We start from the raw sequence: 16,533 nt of genomic DNA on the forward strand, positions 1-16,533 counted from the left end.
AGACACACTATTGGGCCCTGAGGCAACACTCGGATCGATTGAGTGCTTGTCCCCCCATCTTGGTGGTGGGGTGTGGTGTTTGAGAACTGGATAGTGGTTGCGAGCATCTAAATGGACGCACTGCCAATGGTGGTGTGTTCGTTTTGTGTAATTTTATTCTTTGGTTTTTGTGTTTGTAAGTGCTTAAGGGCGCATGGTGGATGCCTTGGCATCGAGAGCCGATGAAGGACGTGGGAGGCTGCGATATGCCTCGGGGAGCTGTCAACCGAGCGTTGATCCGAGGATTTCCGAATGGGGAAACCCAGCACGAGTGATGTCGTGTTACTCGCATCTGAATATATAGGGTGCGAGGGGGAACGCGGGGAAGTGAAACATCTCAGTACCCGTAGGAGAAGAAAACAATTGTGATTCCGTCAGTAGTGGCGAGCGAACGCGGAACATGGCTAAACCGCACGCATGCGATACCGGGTAGGGGTTGTGTGTGCGGGGTTGTGGGATTGATACGTCCAGCTCTACCTGGCTGGAGGGTAGTCAGAAAGTGTCGTAGTTAGCGGAAGTGGCCTGGGATGGTCCGCCATAGACGGTGAGAGCCCGGTACGCGAAAACCCGGCACCTACCTTGTATCAACTCCCGAGTAGCAGCGGGCCCGTGGAATCTGCTGTGAATCTGCCGGGACCACCCGGTAAGCCTAAATACTTCTCGATGACCGATAGCGGATTAGTACCGTGAGGGAATGGTGAAAAGTACCCCGGGAGGGGAGTGAAAGAGTACCTGAAACCGTGTGCCTACAATCCGTCAGAGCCTCCTCGTGGGGTGATGGCGTGCCTTTTGAAGAATGAGCCTGCGAGTCAGGGACACGTCGCGAGGTTAACCCGTGTGGGGTAGCCGCAGCGAAAGCGAGTCTGAATAGGGCGCATCCCCTTTGGGGTGTAGTGGCGTGTTCTGGACCCGAAGCGGAGTGATCTACCCATGGCCAGGGTGAAGCGCGGGTAAGACCGCGTGGAGGCCCGAACCCACTTAGGTTGAAGACTGAGGGGATGAGTTGTGGGTAGGGGTGAAAGGCCAATCAAACTCCGTGATAGCTGGTTCTCCCCGAAATGCATTTAGGTGCAGCGTTGCGTGTTTCACCACGGAGGTAGAGCTACTGGATGGCCGATGGGCCCTACTAGGTTACTGACGTCAGCCAAACTCCGAATGCCGTGGTGTATAGCGTGGCAGTGAGACGGCGGGGGATAAGCTCCGTACGTCGAAAGGGAAACAGCCCAGATCGCCGGCTAAGGCCCCAAAGCGTGTGCTAAGTGGGAAAGGATGTGCAGTCGCAGAGACAACCAGGAGGTTGGCTTAGAAGCAGCCACCCTTGAAAGAGTGCGTAATAGCTCACTGGTCAAGTGATTGTGCGCCGATAATGTAGCGGGGCTCAAGCACACCGCCGAAGCCGCGGCAACCGAAAGGTTGGGTAGGGGAGCGTCCCTCATTCAGCGAAGCCACCGGGTGACCGGTGGTGGAGGGTGGGGGAGTGAGAATGCAGGCATGAGTAGCGATAAGGCAAGTGAGAACCTTGCCCGCCGTAAGACCAAGGGTTCCTGGGCCAGGCCAGTCCGCCCAGGGTGAGTCGGGACCTAAGGCGAGGCCGACAGGCGTAGTCGATGGACAACGGGTTGATATTCCCGTACCCGTGTGTGGGCGCCCGTGATGAATCAATTCTGCTAACCACCCAAAAGGTGGTCTATCAATCCCTTCGGGGTGCGAGGATCGCCGGCTGCGTGGGACCCGGATTGGTAGTAGTCAAGCAATGGGGTGACGCAGGAAGGTAGCCGTACCAGTCAGTGGTAATACTGGGGCAAACCTGTAGGGAGAGCGATAGGCAAATCCGTCGCTCATATTCCTGAGAGGTGATGCATAGCCGATTGAGGTGAATTCGGTGATCCTCTGCTGCCAAGAAAAGCCTCTAGCGAGCACACACACGGCCCGTACCCCAAACCGACACAGGTGGTCAGGTAGAGCATACCGAGGCGTACGAGATAACTATGGTTAAGGAACTCGGCAAAATACCCCCGTAACTTCGGGAGAAGGGGGGCCGGAATACCGTGAACAGCCTTGCGCTGGGAGCGGGATCCGGTCGCAGAAACCAGCGAGAAGCGACTGTTTACTAAAAACACAGGTCCGTGCGAAGTCGCAAGACGATGTATACGGACTGACGCCTGCCCGGTGCTGGAAGGTTAAGAGGACCCGTTAACCGCAAGGTGAAGCGGAGAATTTAAGCCCCAGTAAACGGCGGTGGTAACTATAACCATCCTAAGGTAGCGAAATTCCTTGTCGGGTAAGTTCCGACCTGCACGAATGGCGTAACGACTTCTCGACTGTCTCAACCATAGACTCGGCGAAATTGCACTACGAGTAAAGATGCTCGTTACGCGCGGCAGGACGAAAAGACCCCGGGACCTTCACTACAACTTGGTATTGGTGTTCGGTACGGTTTGTGTAGGATAGGTGGGAGACTGTGAAACCTCAACGCCAGTTGGGGCGGAGTCGTTGTTGAAATACCACTCTGATCGTATTGGACACCTAACGTCGAACCGTATATCCGGTTCACGGACAGTGCCTGGTGGGTAGTTTAACTGGGGCGGTTGCCTCCTAAAATGTAACGGAGGCGCCCAAAGGTTCCCTCAACCTGGACGGCAATCAGGTGTTGAGTGTAAATGCACAAGGGAGCTTGACTGCGAGACTTACAAGTCAAGCAGGGACGAAAGTCGGGATTAGTGATCCGGCACCCCCGAGTGGAAGGGGTGTCGCTCAACGGATAAAAGGTACCCCGGGGATAACAGGCTGATCTTCCCCAAGAGTCCATATCGACGGGATGGTTTGGCACCTCGATGTCGGCTCGTCGCATCCTGGGGCTGGAGCAGGTCCCAAGGGTTGGGCTGTTCGCCCATTAAAGCGGCACGCGAGCTGGGTTTAGAACGTCGTGAGACAGTTCGGTCTCTATCCGCCGCGCGCGTCAGAAACTTGAGGAAACCTGTCCCTAGTACGAGAGGACCGGGACGGACGAACCTCTAGTGCACCAGTTGTCCCACCAGGGGCACCGCTGGATAGCTACGTTCGGACAGGATAACCGCTGAAAGCATCTAAGCGGGAAACCTTCTCCAAGATCAGGTTTCTCACCCTTTTAGAGGGATAAGGCCCCCCGCAGAACACGGGTTCGATAGGCCAGACCTAGAAGCCCAGCAATGGGTGTAGGGAACTGGCACTAACCGGCCGAAAACTTACCAACACAAATCGCAACCACAATCCAGCGCCTGGCAGTAACGCCGTGGCGCACCACACCCCTCCACCAAACACATTTAAATAGAGTTACGGCGGCCACAGCGACAGGGAAACGCCCGGTCCCATCCCGAACCCGGAAGCTAAGCCTGTCAGCGCCAATGATACTGCCCGATCGGGTGGAAAAGTAGGACACCGCCGAACATATACAAAAACACCCCCGGCAACGGGGGTGTTTTTGCATTCTCCATTAATCGAATAGCGTCAAATTCTCGCGGCGCTTTTCCAATTCGAGCAGTGTGCGCTTTCGGTCGAGTCCGCCGCCGAAACCGGTGAGGCTTCCGTTGGCGCCGATGACGCGATGACACGGAACAATAATGGCGATCGGATTGTGGCCGTTGGCCCAGCCCACGGCGCGCGCCGAACCCGGGGCGCCGATCTGCTCGGCGATTTCCCCGTACGATCGGGTCTCGCCGTACGGAATTGTCAGCAGCGCCTTCCACACCCGCCGCTGGAATTCGGTGCCCCGCAGGTCGAGCTCGATGTCGAAGTCGGTGCGCTCGCCGGCGAAATAGGCGCTCAGTTGCGCGGCGGCGTCCTCGAAGGCCCGCGGATCCGGTGACCAGTCGGCGCGGTCCGGTTCGTAGGTCTGGTCGACCATGCGGAGATTCGTCAGGACCGAGCCGCTGCCGGCCAGGGTCAGGTAGCCGATCGGACTTTCGATGGTGCGGTAGCGGATCATGCGACTGCCCCCGGGGACTTGGGTGGCCAAAGGTTTACCGGATGCTCGAGGGTGGTCCACAGATGCTGGGTGGCATAGGAGCGCCAGGGCCGCCATCGGGCGCTGCGCTCGACGAGCTTGCGCTGATCGTCAGGCAGCCCGAGTTCCTTTGCGGCCAACCGTAGTCCGAGGTCGCTGGCGGGAAAGGCGTCCGGGTCGCCCAGGGCGCGCATCGCGATCACCTCCGCGGTCCAGGGACCGACACCGGGCAGCGCCAGCAACTGCGCCCGGGCGCCCTGCCAATCGCTGCCGGCGTCCAGCACGACGCTTCCGTCGGCCAGCCCGGCGATCAGCGCGGTGAGCGTCCTTTGGCGGGCCTTCGGCACCGCCAGGTGGACGGGATCGACCTCGGCCAGCTCTTCGACCGACGGGAAGGTGTGGGTCAACGCACCCCCGGGATCGTGGATCGGCCTTCCGTAGGCCGCGACCAGCCGGCCCGCGTGTGTGCTCGCGGCCTTGGTCGAGACCTGTTGGCCGAGGACGGCGCGCACGGCGAGTTCGGCCTCGTCGACCGTGCGCGGAATGCGTTGCCCCGGGGCCTTTTCCACCACCGTCGCCAGCTCGCGGTCGCCGGCCAGCGCGTCGACCACGGCTTCCGGGTCCGCGTCGAGGTCCAGCAACCGCCGGCACCGGGCGATCGCCGTCGTGAGGTCGCGGAAGTCGTCCAGCGCCAGTTGGCAGCGCACGTGGTCGACGGCGGGCGTCAGCGTCACGACCGCGCTGCCCCGGGGCAGCCGCAGGCTGCGCCGATAGGCGCCGTCGCGGATCTCCTCACAGCCGGGCACGATCCCGGCCGCGAGGTGACCGAACACACCCTCGTAGGCGAAGGGGGTGCGCACCGGAAGCCGAAGGCACAGCGCCCCAGGCGAATTCGCGTCCGGCGTCGACCCCGCCGCGCGTCGGCGCAGCGCCGTGGGTGTGAGCTCGAACACCAAACGCACGGTGTCGTTGAACTGCCGGATGCTGGAGAATCCGGCCGCGAAGGCGACGTCACCGAACGGCAGATCCGTTGTCTCGATGAGCACCCGAGCCGTCTGGGCGCGTTGCGCGCGGGCCAGGGCCAGTGGCCCGGCGCCGACCTCGGCCTGTAGGAGGCGCTCCAGCTGGCGGGTCGTGTAATTGAGCCGGGCCGCCAGGCCGCCCACGCCCTCCCGGTCCACCGTCCCGTCGGCGATGAGCCGCATCGTGCGCGCAGCGACGTCACCGCGCACGTTCCATTCGGGTGAGCCGGGAGACGCATCGGGGCGGCATCGCTTGCACGCCCGGAACCCGGCTCGCTGGGCTGCCGCCGCGGTGGGATAGAACCGCACGTTGCGGGCGAACGGCGGTCGCACGGGGCAGCTGGGCCGGCAATAGATCCGCGTCGTCAGGACCGCGGTGACGAACCAGCCGTCGAAGCGGGCGTCCTTGGACTGGACGGCCCGGTAGCAGCGTTCGAAATCCTCGTGCACGCTTCCACAGTTACACCCCACCACCGACAAAACTGGCGGAAAAGCGACATCGAGGTGGGGCGGCTTATCGCGCGCGGCTCAGTCGATCCCCGGATTCCAGGAGGCGGCTCTTTACGCCCTCGAGGTCTGCCTCGATCAGCGAGTGGTCCCGTTTACGCCAACGGCCCGCAATCATCACGGCTTCGATGTTGACGATGCCGGCGTGGAGTGCGGCGGCGATCGGATCCCGAGCCGGCCAGAGGTTGAGCGGTCGCGCGTCGACGACGACTAGGTCGGCTTGCATGCCCGGCGCGATTTTGCCGATCCGGTCGTCCAGCCCCAGGGCGCGCGCGCCCTCGACGGTCGCCCATGACAGCGCCTGCTTGCTGGTCACCGACGGTGCCGGGGCTATCGCGCCGGTCGCCTGCCGGTGGCGCTCGTGGTCGAGACCGCGCTGATGGGCCAGCGCGATGCGCGCGCCGGCCAGAATTTCACCCGGCACCGCGGTGTCGGTGTCGGTGCCCAGCGACGGTGCCGCGCCATGTCTTAACAGGTGTCCGGTGATCGGGACGCCATGACCGTGCCCGAGCTCGCTCTCCGGTGTGACGGTGAAGCTGACGCCTGCAGCGATCAGTCGCCCGAACCAGTCGTCGGTGAGACCGGCGCCGTGGACAACGTTGGTGTGCGGTCCGAATAGCCCAGCGGCTCGGACCGCTTCCCATCCGGGCCCCGGTTGGCCGCCGCTTTGATGCATCGAGGCGACGAGGCCGCGTTCGGCGGCGGCCCGCAAATCGGCCACGGCCACATCCGGTGTCGAGTATTGCGGCCCGGCGATCGCCATCCCGACGGCGAGTGTGCCGAGCGCTGAGGCGCGCCGGTCGAGGAGCCGGTCGACCTCGGCTAGCGGATGGGCCAAGTCGGGGGCCCGCGTTGGCGCTCCATGCAGAAACACGGCGCGGATGCCGGATCTTTCCAGCCCTTCGAGGGCCGCGTCGGTGTGCTCAGGCGTCGCGTTGTTGTGACACCAGTCACCCAGCGTCGTTGTGCCGCAGCTGATTTGATTGAGAGCACCGGCGAGGTTGCCGATGTAGACGTCATCGGGCGTGTAGCGGTCCGCAACGCCACCGTGCATGTGCCGCAGGTAGTCCAGCAGTGTCCAGTCGGCGCCCGCCAAGCGCAGCGCGCTCTGCCACGTGTGCAGATGCGCGTTGACAAGCCCGGGCATGATGACGCGACCGGGAAGGTCGACCGTCTCGGTGTCCGAATCGTCGGCGCGCTCGCCGAGTCCGGTGATCTGATCACCCTCGACGACAATGTCGATGCGCTCCGCATCGGGGCGCGCCGGCGACATGGTGATCACCTGCGCTCCTCGCAGCACGGTGCGGCTCATGGGCGGACTAACTCAGGCCGGGTCGGGCGCGTCCCACGGGACCGTGCCGGAAAGCCAATGGGTGATGCGCTCTTCCTGGTCGTTGCGGTGGAGGTGTCGCGGTGGCTGACCGAATGTCGCGTAGGGCCGGCACCGAACGACAACCCGGTTCTCTTCGCGACGCATGGCATCGACGACCGGCCGGGCTTCTGACGGGAGCGGCTGGCCCGACATTCTGGCGCCAACTTCCATCATGACGTCGCACACCAGGTCGGGGTCGTCGTCGATGACCGCGTCGGCATACACCTGCAAGTAGGCGAAGGGCCAACGTTCGTCGAGGACACACAGGCTGACCTTGCCGTCCCGCGCGATGACGCGGGCCTTGCCGCGCCCGGCCATCGTCGAGACCAGGAGCTCGTCCCCGTCCGTGGGGACGTAGTAGACAACCGACATTCCGGGCCCGTCGTTCTTTCGGCGGTAGCCGAAGACGCATGTTCGGTGAGTCCGCACGAACTCGCGGCGTTCGGATGGGAGCAGGTCCCGGTCGGTGGGAACGGTGAAGGGTTCCGTGGCAAGGGGTAGCAGCATGGCAACGCGTCTTCCGGTCTGGCTTGTAGGTGATCGGGCGGCACCCGATGTTTTATGGATACACCGTATCCGTTATTGCGTGAACGGTCAAGAGTCGCGATACTGGGCGCGTGACCCGAGGCAGCCCACCGACTCGAGACGACACCTCGGGTCGCCGGTCCCGCGGACGCCCACGGGTCCCGCTCGACCGGATCGTCGGCACGGCCCTCGAGATCGTGGACGACGAAGGCGCCGAGGCCCTCTCGATGCGGACCCTCGCGCAGCGGCTGGAGTCGGGGACGGCCACGCTGTATCGCCACTTCGCCAACCGGGGCGAGGTGGTTTCGCACGTGGTCGATCGCGTGTTCGGCGAGATCGAGTGCAGCACGGAGGGACTCGCCACGATGGGTTGGCAGCGGGCCTGCGAGTCCTTCGCACGAGCCACGTTTGAGGTGTTGCGCGAGCACCGCAACGTGGCTCCGCTGCTGGTCGACCAGCTTCCGCTCGGGCCCAATGCGCTGGCGCAGCGGGAAGCGTTACTGGCGGTCCTGCTCGACAACGGTTTTACCCCGCGTCTCGCGGCCCGCTCGTATGCGACGGTGGCCCGCTATGTCCTCGGCTTCGCAATTCAGCTCAGCGGTCGCGGATTCGATGAGCGGCACGCGTCCAAGCTTTTCCACTCATTGGATCCCCAGTCGTTCCCGGCGACCAGCGCGGTGGCCGACCACCTCCCGGTGCCGATCGATGAGGAGTTCGCGCTGGGACTCGAGCTCATCATCAGTGGTCTGGCGAAATACGCTGCAGCGCAGAGCGATGGAGAACCTACGTCGCGGCCTCGTGATGGACGCCCGCGGCGGCGGCGATGAAGTCGCGGGCCGGGCGGGACAATGGTCGCCCGGAATTCCAGATCAGGCCGACGTCGCGGTAGGCGTCGGCGTCTGCCAGCGGCAGCACGCTGACCCCGGCGGCGTGCTCGCTGCCGTCGATGGGCATCAGGCTGATGCCCAGTCCCGCGGCCACCAGGCCGGCCGTCGACGTGAGGGTCGCCGACTCGAGGATGATTCGCGGCTGGAATTGCGCTGCGGCGCAAAGCTCGTCGAGCAGGCGGCGCATGCCGAAGCCGGGCTGCATTGCTACGAACGGCTCGTCGGCCAGCTCGGACATCGATACCGCCGCGGCGACCGCAAGCCGATGGTCGCACGGGAAGGCGATACCGAGCCGCTGACGAAACAGGCTGCGCCAGGCGAGCTTCGGTGCCTGCGGCCGCGGCGAAACGACGCCGAGGTCGATCGACTCGGACTGCACGAGATCGCCGATCGATTCGGCGGCGCCTTCCTCCAGCGCGAACGTCACTCCCGGCGACGCTGCCCTGAACCCGGCGATCAAGCGCGGCACCACCGTCGACCCGAACGAACCGAGAAAGCCGAGCCGGATCTCGCCGACGGCCGGATTGGCCAGGTCGTCGATCGCCCGCCGCGCCGAATCGAGCTCGCTCTGGGCGCGGCGCGCGTGCTCGTAGAAGATTCGGCCGTAGGTGTTGAGCGTGAGCCGCTTGCCGCTGCGATCGAACAGCGCGACCCCGAGCCGCCGTTCCAGGCGCGCCAGCATGCGGGTGAGCGTCGGCTGGGCGATGTGCAGCTGTTCGGCCGCGGCCGTGACGTGCTGCAGCTCGGCGAGTGTGACGAACCACTCGTAGTCGCCGTCCTGCATCGCTTTCACCTCAACTTATGCGGATAGAGCATCATAACTCCACTAATAATTCATTTCCGTTCTCTCGCCGCGGCGCGAAACATCGTTGCCATGCCCATCGCCCACCAAGCCGGAAGCCGCGGATACCGTCGCGTGACGGCGGCGCTGTACGGAGCCGGCCTGGCGAGTTTCGCCGCGATGTACTGCACCCAGGCGCTGCTGCCGGCGTTCTCGTCTTACTACCGGATCACGCCGGCCACCGCCGCGCTCACGGTCGCGCTGACCACGGGAGTGCTGGCGGTGTCGATCGTCCCTGCGAGCGTGCTTTCCGAGCGCTACGGCCGCATCACCGTGATGCTCACGTCGGGGGTCGCGGCCAGCGTGATCGGGTTGCTGTTGCCCTTCAGTCCCTCGCTCGGCGTTCTGCTTGTCGGCCGGGCGCTGCACGGCGTCGCGCTCGCCGGGATACCCGCGGTCGCGATGGCGTTCCTCGCCGAGGAGGTGCACGCCTCCTCGCTCGGTTCGGCCATGGGCCGCTACATCGCGGGGACCACCGTCGGTGGGTTGACCGGGCGGATCGTCCCGGCGCTGGTCGTCGACGTCAGCAGTTGGCGGGCGGCGCTGTTGGTGTGTTCGCTGACGACGCTGGCCGGCACGGCGGTCTTCGCAATCCTGGTGCCGCGGTCGCAGTTCTTCACCCCGAAGGCCGCCAATGTGCGCGCCAGTGCGCGAAACCTCGCCGCGCACCTGCGAAACCCGGTGTTGCTGAAGCTTTTTGCGCTGGGCTTCGCGCTGATGGGCGGCTTTGTCACGGTGTACAACTACCTCGGGTACCGCTTGACCGCCCCGCCGTTCGGACTTTCGCCGTCGGTTGTCGGGCTGTTGTTCGTGCTGTACCTCGCCGGCACCGGGGCGTCGGTGGTGGCCGGGCGGCTTGCCGACCGCAGGGGACGCGCGCTGGTGCTCGGCGGCGCGTTGCCGATCACCGTGACGGGCCTGGCGCTGACCGTCCCGCACTCGCTGGTCGCGATCGTCGTCGGGCTCGGCGTGTTCACCGGCGGATTCTTCGCCGCGCACACCGCGGCCAGCGGCTGGGTGGGTGCGGCGGCGCGCCGGGATCGCGCCGAGGCGTCGGCGCTCTACCTTTTCAGCTACTACCTGGGCGGGTCGGTCGCCGGCGCATTCGGCGGGCTGGTCTACAGCGCCGGCGGGTGGCCGGCCACGGTCTGGTTCGTGGGTGCCCTAATCCTCGTCGCCGTGGTGCTTGCGGTGCTGCTGGTCAGGGAAGCGGGGCTCGGGTCAGGCGCCGAACAATTGGCTGATCTTCGAAAAGAGTTGCCAGACACCGTAAGCGAACGGAACGGCTACCCAGAGCCAGGCCAGCGCGATGCTCGGCTTCGTCATGGTTGCCTTTCCGGTTGTCGGTGGGGGACCGCCTCCGACGTCGGTGCGGCGGCCTCGGGCTCGTGATGTTTGGTGGCCACGGGCCGGATCAGCTCATTGCAGACCATTCCGATGACCAGCAGGGCGATCATCACCTCGAACGAGGCGAGGTAAAGGTCCGGGCCGTGTTTGCCGGCCGCCTTCTGCGAGTCCGCGATGGCGTTGACGATGAGGGGACCCAGCACGCCCGCGACCGACCACGCCGTCAGCAGCCTGCCGTGGATGGCGCCGACCTCGTAGGTGCCGAACAAGTCACGGAGGTACGCGGGAACGGTCGAGAATCCCGCGCCGTAGAACGACAGGATCAACAGCGTGCACAGCAGGAAGGTGACCTTGTTGGAATTGGTCGTCAGCGCCAGCGTGAGATACAGGAGCGCGCCGCCGCCCAGGTAGAGCCGATACATGTTCTTGCGCCCCAACGCATCCGACAACGACGACCATCCGATCCGGCCGAGCATGTTGGCCAGCGACAGCAGCGCGACGAACCCGGCGGCCGCGGAGGCCAACGCCGCCGCGCGGGGCGCCCTCGGGAAGAAGTCCTGGTAGATCGGCGAGGCCTTTTCCAAGATGCCGATGCCGGCGGTCACGTTGAAGCAGAGCACCACCCACAACAGCCAGAACTGGGGCGTCTTGATCGCGTTGGCGGCCGACACGCCGGCCGTCGTGATCAGCGATCCGGCCCTCTGCGGCTTGGGTTTCCAGCCCTGCGGCGTCCATCCCGGCGCCGGCACCCGGATCAGCAGGCACCCCATCGCCATGAACACCGCGTAGGTGCAACCCATCACCAGGAAGGTCCTGGCGACGCCGGCGGTGCTGTTGCGGCCGAACGCGTCGAGCAGGCTGTTCGTCCACGGGGACGCGATCAGCGCCCACCGCCGAAGCCCATGATCGCCAGGCCGGTCGCCATGCCGGGCCGATCGGGAAACCACTTGATGAGCGTCGACACCGGCGAGATGTAGCCGATACCCAGGCCGACCCCTCCGACGACCCCGTATCCCAGCACGACGAGCCAGTATTGGTGAACCGCAACCCCGCATCCGGCGATCAGCAACCCACTGCAGAAGCACACGGTGGCAACGACCATGGCCCAGCGCGGTCCGTAGTGGTCGACGCGCGTGCCGAACGCCGCGGCCGAAAGGCCCAGCATCACAATGGCTACCGTGAACGGCATCGCGCTGGCGGTTCCGGAGACGTGCAGCGATTTCTCCAACGGGATCTTGAAGACGCTCCAGGCGTAGGCCGATCCGATGGCGAGGTGGATGGACAGCGCGGCCGGCGGAACCAGCCAGCGGCTCCATCCGGGGCCAGCAACGATTCGCGAACGGTCAAGCAGCGCAACAGTTGTCAATATGCACCCTTCTCACACGGGCCGGAGCTTCACCACTATCGGTGCGGCGCGACGTGCGGGTCAAGGCGCGATTTCTATTGTCCTATAAAGGATTTCTATCGACGGTGCTCATCGCCGTTGACCACGGGCGTTGTCAGTTCGAATTAGCGATCGGACCGACTGACCCCCACCGGGGCGGCCAGCCGCGTCGAACGCTCGTACCCGCGAAGGGTTACGGTATCGTCCAAAGACCAACGGGCACTTTCCTCTTCGCTGGCGCACTCGATCGCGCCGGCCGTCGCGAGCAATTTGCCCGGGCGTGACTTGGCCAGCTCGCACAGCCGCGCGGCCTCGTTGACCGGCTCGCCGATGACGGTGTATTCGAACCGTTCCTTGGCGCCCACGTTGCCGGCGACGACCTGGCCGGCCGCCACCCCGATGCCGGCGTCGAGCTCACGCATCTCACCGGCGAGCCGCTCGGCGATGCGCCGCGCGGCGGCCAGGGCCTCGTCCTCGGGGGAGTCCAGGTGATTCGGGGCCCCGAAAATGGCCAGCGATGCATCGCCTTCGAACTTGTTGACCAGGCCGCGATGGCGGTCCACTTCCTCGACAACGATCGCGAAAAACCGGTTGAGGACTTCCACGACCTCGGTCGGCGGTTGGGTGGTCACCAGTTGGGTGGAGCCGACGATGTCGATGAAGACGACGGCGACGTGGCGTTCCTCGCCGCCCAGTTTCGGCCGCTCGCGTTCGGCGGCGAGGGCGACTTCCCGGCCGACGTGCCGGCCGAAAAGATCGCGCACGCGTTCGCGTTCGCGCAGCCCGTCGACCATCGCGTTGAACCCACGCTGCAGCTCACCGAGCTCGGTGCCGTCGAAGACCACCAGGTTCCCTCGCAGGTTGCCCTGCTCGACGCGGCGCAGCGCCGCGCGCACCACCCGCACCGGGGTCGCCGTCAGCCAGGCCAAAATCCACATCAGGGCACAACCGAAGATCAGCGTGGCGAAGCACATGATCAGCACGCCGACCGCGAACTCGGTCTCGGTCAGGTTGCGCAGCAGGATCTGGAACATCGCCAGCAGGCCAATGCCGATGACGGGCACGCCGGAACCCAGGAACCAGACCACCATCGTCCGGCCCATGATGCCCGCCGAAAACCGCCGCGGCGGCGGTCCCGCCTCGAGCGCCTGGGCGGCGATCGGGCGCAGCGCGAACTCGGCGAGCAGATAACTGGCGGTTGCCACCAGGACGCCGGAGAAGCTGACGACGAGGAGGAACCGCGGGATGAACAACGTGTTGGCCAGGCCGTAGAGGATCGTGTACACCACCGTCCCGATGCCCCACAGGACGAGGTCGTACATGGCGAGCCGCCACGGCGCCAGAAAGGTGTTGCGCTCGTCCTCGGCGGTGGGCGCGCGCTCCTCGATCGCCCAACGCAAAGAGAGCACGGTGCGGCGGGTGATCCAATACGTGCCCACCGCCAGGGCCGCGGCGATGTAGGCCGGGGAGACGCCGAACGTGAGCCAGGCTGGCGCGTCGTGGAAGATGCTCGGCTGGGGAATGGCCACGATCACCAACAGCAGTGCCACCCCGATGCCGATGAGGTTCACTCCCAGGATCAGCACGGTCATGATGACCTGGATGCGGATGCGACGCCGCCGTTGGCTTTCCGCCACCCGCCCGAGGATCAATGAGCCGTACGCAGGGGTATCCGGCAGGCGGCCGCTCTGGCGGGTGATCCTCTCGAGCACCCGGCCGATACGTTGGGCCACGCTCATTTTGGCCGACATCGTGGCGCCAGCCTAATTTGTCGCCCACGCTCTAAGGTGAGTCGGGTGCGCCTAGTCATCGCCCAATGCACCGTCGACTACGTCGGTCGGCTCACCGCACACCTGCCCTCCGCGCGAAGGTTACTGCTGTTCAAGGCCGACGGATCCGTGAGCGTGCACGCCGACGACCGCGCCTACAAGCCGTTGAACTGGATGAGCCCGCCGTGCTGGCTGACCGAGGAGCTCGGCGGCGAGGCGCCGCTGTGGGTGGTGGAGAACAAGGCCGGCGAGCAGCTGCGCATCACGGTGGAGGAGATCGAGCACGACTCGAGCCACGACCTGGGCGTCGACCCCGGATTGGTGAAGGACGGCGTCGAGGCCCACCTTCAGGCGTTGCTGGCCGAGCATGTGCAGCTGCTGGGCGAGGGATACACCTTGGTCCGCCGCGAATACATGACCGCGATCGGACCCGTCGATCTGCTGTGCCGCGACGAACGGGGCGGCTCGGTCGCGGTGGAAATCAAGCGGCGCGGCGAGATCGACGGCGTCGAACAGCTCACCCGCTATCTCGAGCTGCTCAACCGCGACAGCGTCCTGGCGCCGGTCAAAGGCGTCTTCGCCGCCCAGCAGATCAAGCCGCAGGCGCGCACTCTCGCGACCGATCGCGGAATCCGTTGCATCACACTGGACTACGACAAGATGCGCGGCATGGATAGCGACGAATACCGGCTGTTCTGATGTGTCCGCGCCGCAGACCGCCACGTCGACGACAGCCCGCGGGTTCCTCGGCAATGCTGCGTCGGATCGAGACAGGGCCGGATGGCTACGAGTACGAAGTGCGCCCGGTGGCCGCGGCTCGCGCCGTCAAGACCTATCGCTGCCCCGGGTGTGACCATGAAATACGTTCCGGCACAGCGCATCTGGTGGTGTGGCCGACTGAATCGCCTGCAGCGGTCGAGGACCGGCGGCACTGGCACACGCCGTGCTGGACCAACCGCGCAACGCGCGGCCCGACGCGAAAGTGGTCGTGAAACCGGCGTGGATTCACCAGTGTGCGGCTGGCCGCACGCTGGACACCGAACGTGCGGCTGGCCGCACACTCGGCGCGGGCTTTTACGAAGCGGGCTCGACCAGCTCGATGAGGACGCCGCCGGCGTCCTTGGGGTGGATGAAATTGATCCGCGAGTTTGCTGTGCCGCGCCGGGCCGCGTCGTAGACGAGGCGCACGCCCTGCTCGCGCAGCTGCTCGCAAATGGTGTCCAGATCGCTGACCCGAACCGCCATCTGCTGGATGCCCGGTCCGCGCTTTTCCATGAACTTCGCGATCGTCGACGAGTCGTCGAGCGGGGCCATCAGCTGGAGCTGCGCGCTGGTGCCGGGGACGGCCAGCATCGCCTCGCGGATGCCCTGGTCATCGTTGACTTCCTCGTGCACCAGGATCATGCCGAGGTGGTCGTGGTACCAGGTGATTGCGGCGTCTAGGTCGGCGACCGCAATGCCGACATGATCCAGGCCGGTCACCAAGGACGTTGCCAGGAGGTGGCGGGCGTCAACTTGATCGGTCGTCATCTCACCACGGTAACGTGGCGGCAAAGATTCCGCTTCTCCAGGTAGCGGAAACGGCCGTTGGCGCACGCCCGGGAGGTACTCATGAAGACGTCGGTGATAGTTGCTGGGGCGCGGACGCCCATCGGCAAGTTGATGGGTTCGCTGAAGGATTTTTCGGCCAGCGACCTGGGCGGCATCGCGATCGCGGGCGCGCTGGAGAAGGCCAAGCTTCCGGCGAGCGCGGTCGAGTACGTGATCATGGGCCAGGTGTTGACGGCCGGGGCCGGCCAGATGCCCGCCCGTCAGGCGGCGGTCGCGGCGGGCATCGGCTGGGACGTCCCGGCGCTGACCATCAACAAGATGTGCCTGTCCGGCATCGACTCCATCGCGCTGGCCGACCAGCTCATCCGCGCCGGGGAGTTCGACGTGGTGGTGGCCGGCGGCCAGGAGTCGATGACGAAGGCGCCGCATTTGCTGATGGACAGCCGGGCCGGCTACAAGTACGGCGACGTCACGGTGCTCGACCACATGGCCTACGACGGCCTGCACGACGTGTTCACCGACCAGCCGATGGGCGCGCTGACCGAGCAGCGCAACGACCTCGACCAGTTCACCCGCGCCGAACAGGACGAGTACGCCGCGCGGTCGCACCAGAAGGCGGCCGCGGCGTGGAAGGACGGCGTCTTCACCGACGAGGTGGTGCCGGTCAATATCCCGCAGCGCAAGGGCGATCCGCTGCAGTTCACCGAGGACGAAGGCATCCGCGCCAACACCACCGCCGAGTCCCTGGCCGGCCTCAAGCCCGCCTTCCGCAAAGACGGCACCATCACGGCCGGTTCGGCGTCGCAGATTTCCGACGGCGCGGCCGCGGTCGTGGTGATGAACAAGGCCAAAGCCCAAGAGCTGGGGCTTTCCTGGCTGGCCGAGATCGGCGCGCACGGCGTCGTGGCCGGCCCCGACTCGACGCTCCAGTCCCAGCCCGCCAACGCGATCAAGAAAGCGCTCGGCCGCGAAGGGATTTCGGTGAACCAGCTCGACGTCGTCGAGATCAACGAGGCCTTTGCCGCGGTGGCGCTCGCCTCGACCCGCGAGCTGGGCATCGATCCCGACCTCGTCAACGTCAACGGCGGCGCGATCGCGGTCGGGCACCCGATCGGCATGTCGGGCGCCAGGATCACGCTGCATGTGGCCCTGGAGCTGGCCCGCCGCGGCTCCGGCTATGGCGTTGCGGCCCTGTGCGGGGCGGGCGGTCAGGGCGACGCGCTGATCCTGCGGGCCGGTTAGGCGCTCTGCTTAACGTTGCTGGCGTAGGCCCTTCGGGAAAGTTTGTGATTTAGGTCATAAGCACC

Annotated in this window: 14 protein-coding genes, 2 rRNA genes and 1 pseudogene; 7 read left to right on the forward strand and 10 right to left on the reverse strand. The window is 65.4% G+C overall.

Going from position 1 to position 16,533, the window contains the following annotated elements:
* Positions 1 to 173: 173 nt before the first annotated feature.
* Both AC5Y7V_RS14430 and rrf read left to right on the forward strand, forming a co-directional pair.
* A 23S ribosomal RNA gene (locus tag AC5Y7V_RS14430) occupies positions 174 to 3,271 on the forward strand.
* A gap of 81 nt (positions 3,272 to 3,352) precedes the next feature.
* Positions 3,353 to 3,465, forward strand: a 5S ribosomal RNA gene (gene rrf / locus AC5Y7V_RS14435).
* Between the two features lie 46 nt (positions 3,466 to 3,511).
* Here rrf and AC5Y7V_RS14440 read toward each other — a convergent pair.
* The 4 genes from AC5Y7V_RS14440 to AC5Y7V_RS14455 form a co-directional block, all read right to left on the reverse strand.
* Positions 3,512 to 4,003, reverse strand: coding sequence for a methylated-DNA--[protein]-cysteine S-methyltransferase (locus AC5Y7V_RS14440; protein ID WP_499880731.1), 492 nt, complete (start codon positions 4,001 to 4,003; stop codon positions 3,512 to 3,514).
* Positions 4,000 to 5,493 carry an AlkA N-terminal domain-containing protein gene (locus AC5Y7V_RS14445; protein ID WP_499880732.1) on the reverse strand — a complete coding sequence of 498 codons (1,494 nt, stop codon included), beginning with the start codon at positions 5,491 to 5,493 and terminating at the stop codon, positions 4,000 to 4,002. The genes AC5Y7V_RS14440 and AC5Y7V_RS14445 overlap by 4 nt, the downstream gene beginning before the upstream one ends.
* A gap of 64 nt (positions 5,494 to 5,557) precedes the next feature.
* Complete coding sequence (locus tag AC5Y7V_RS14450; RefSeq protein WP_499880733.1) at positions 5,558 to 6,862, reverse strand: amidohydrolase family protein; 1,305 nt, start codon at positions 6,860 to 6,862, stop codon at positions 5,558 to 5,560.
* A gap of 12 nt (positions 6,863 to 6,874) precedes the next feature.
* Complete coding sequence (locus AC5Y7V_RS14455; RefSeq protein ID WP_499880734.1) at positions 6,875 to 7,429, reverse strand: pyridoxamine 5'-phosphate oxidase family protein; 555 nt, start codon at positions 7,427 to 7,429, stop codon at positions 6,875 to 6,877.
* A gap of 191 nt (positions 7,430 to 7,620) precedes the next feature.
* Between AC5Y7V_RS14455 and AC5Y7V_RS14460 the strand changes: the two genes are divergently transcribed.
* Entirely contained in the window at positions 7,621 to 8,274 is a 654-nt protein-coding gene (locus AC5Y7V_RS14460; protein ID WP_499881019.1) for a TetR/AcrR family transcriptional regulator, read from the forward strand.
* Here the strand turns inward: AC5Y7V_RS14460 and AC5Y7V_RS14465 are convergent.
* The gene (locus AC5Y7V_RS14465) at positions 8,231 to 9,118 is read right to left on the reverse strand and encodes a LysR family transcriptional regulator (RefSeq protein ID WP_499880735.1); all 888 of its coding nucleotides are present in this window, start codon (positions 9,116 to 9,118) and stop codon (positions 8,231 to 8,233) included. The genes AC5Y7V_RS14460 and AC5Y7V_RS14465 overlap by 44 nt on opposite strands.
* A 90-nt stretch (positions 9,119 to 9,208) precedes the next feature.
* On the opposite strand from AC5Y7V_RS14465, the pseudogene AC5Y7V_RS14470 reads away from it, so the two are divergent.
* A pseudogene (locus AC5Y7V_RS14470) lies at positions 9,209 to 10,378 on the forward strand (MFS transporter); the annotation flags it as partial.
* 18 nt (positions 10,379 to 10,396) lie between these two features.
* Here AC5Y7V_RS14470 and AC5Y7V_RS14475 read toward each other — a convergent pair.
* The 4 genes from AC5Y7V_RS14475 to AC5Y7V_RS14490 form a co-directional block, all read right to left on the reverse strand.
* A complete protein-coding gene (locus tag AC5Y7V_RS14475; protein WP_499881020.1) occupies positions 10,397 to 10,501 on the reverse strand; it encodes an MFS transporter small subunit in 105 nt (34 codons plus the stop codon).
* The gene (locus AC5Y7V_RS14480) at positions 10,498 to 11,469 is read right to left on the reverse strand and encodes an MFS transporter (protein WP_499880736.1); all 972 of its coding nucleotides are present in this window, start codon (positions 11,467 to 11,469) and stop codon (positions 10,498 to 10,500) included. Before AC5Y7V_RS14480 ends, AC5Y7V_RS14475 begins: the two co-directional genes overlap by 4 nt.
* Entirely contained in the window at positions 11,403 to 11,888 is a 486-nt protein-coding gene (locus AC5Y7V_RS14485; RefSeq protein ID WP_499880737.1) for an MFS transporter, read from the reverse strand. The genes AC5Y7V_RS14480 and AC5Y7V_RS14485 overlap by 67 nt, the downstream gene beginning before the upstream one ends.
* 143 nt (positions 11,889 to 12,031) lie before the next feature.
* On the reverse strand, positions 12,032 to 13,657 hold the full coding sequence (locus tag AC5Y7V_RS14490; protein ID WP_499880738.1) for an adenylate/guanylate cyclase domain-containing protein: 1,626 nt from the start codon (positions 13,655 to 13,657) through the stop codon (positions 12,032 to 12,034).
* A gap of 45 nt (positions 13,658 to 13,702) precedes the next feature.
* Between AC5Y7V_RS14490 and nucS the strand changes: the two genes are divergently transcribed.
* Complete coding sequence (gene nucS, locus AC5Y7V_RS14495) at positions 13,703 to 14,374, forward strand: endonuclease NucS (protein WP_499880739.1); 672 nt, start codon at positions 13,703 to 13,705, stop codon at positions 14,372 to 14,374.
* Complete coding sequence (locus AC5Y7V_RS14500) at positions 14,374 to 14,667, forward strand: Rv1322 family protein (protein ID WP_499880740.1); 294 nt, start codon at positions 14,374 to 14,376, stop codon at positions 14,665 to 14,667. Before nucS ends, AC5Y7V_RS14500 begins: the two co-directional genes overlap by 1 nt.
* Before the next feature lie 82 nt (positions 14,668 to 14,749).
* On the opposite strand, the gene mce is transcribed toward AC5Y7V_RS14500, so the two are convergent.
* Complete coding sequence (gene mce, locus AC5Y7V_RS14505; protein ID WP_066928684.1) at positions 14,750 to 15,205, reverse strand: methylmalonyl-CoA epimerase; 456 nt, start codon at positions 15,203 to 15,205, stop codon at positions 14,750 to 14,752.
* An 81-nt stretch (positions 15,206 to 15,286) separates the two neighbouring features.
* Between mce and AC5Y7V_RS14510 the strand changes: the two genes are divergently transcribed.
* Positions 15,287 to 16,468, forward strand: coding sequence for an acetyl-CoA C-acetyltransferase (locus AC5Y7V_RS14510; RefSeq protein WP_499880741.1), 1,182 nt, complete (start codon positions 15,287 to 15,289; stop codon positions 16,466 to 16,468).
* Positions 16,469 to 16,533: the final 65 nt, after the last annotated feature.

The sequence above is a fragment of the Mycobacterium sp. NGS34 genome, from assembly GCF_059812845.1.

What these genes read in the sequence shown, in the direction of transcription:
- AC5Y7V_RS14440 (WP_499880731.1), bottom strand. Translation starts at nt 4,003, where the DNA reads ATGATCCGCTACCGCACCATCGAAAGTCCGATCGGCTACCTGACCCTG.
- AC5Y7V_RS14450 (WP_499880733.1), bottom strand. Translation starts at nt 6,862, where the DNA reads ATGAGCCGCACCGTGCTGCGAGGAGCGCAGGTGATCACCATGTCGCCG.
- AC5Y7V_RS14455 (WP_499880734.1), bottom strand. Translation starts at nt 7,429, where the DNA reads ATGCTGCTACCCCTTGCCACGGAACCCTTCACCGTTCCCACCGACCGG.
- AC5Y7V_RS14465 (WP_499880735.1), bottom strand. Translation starts at nt 9,118, where the DNA reads ATGCAGGACGGCGACTACGAGTGGTTCGTCACACTCGCCGAGCTGCAG.
- AC5Y7V_RS14475 (WP_499881020.1), bottom strand. Translation starts at nt 10,501, where the DNA reads ATGACGAAGCCGAGCATCGCGCTGGCCTGGCTCTGGGTAGCCGTTCCG.
- AC5Y7V_RS14490 (WP_499880738.1), bottom strand. Translation starts at nt 13,657, where the DNA reads ATGTCGGCCAAAATGAGCGTGGCCCAACGTATCGGCCGGGTGCTCGAG.
- AC5Y7V_RS14500 (WP_499880740.1), top strand. Translation starts at nt 14,374, where the DNA reads ATGTGTCCGCGCCGCAGACCGCCACGTCGACGACAGCCCGCGGGTTCC.
- mce (WP_066928684.1), bottom strand. Translation starts at nt 15,205, where the DNA reads ATGACGACCGATCAAGTTGACGCCCGCCACCTCCTGGCAACGTCCTTG.
- AC5Y7V_RS14510 (WP_499880741.1), top strand. Translation starts at nt 15,287, where the DNA reads ATGAAGACGTCGGTGATAGTTGCTGGGGCGCGGACGCCCATCGGCAAG.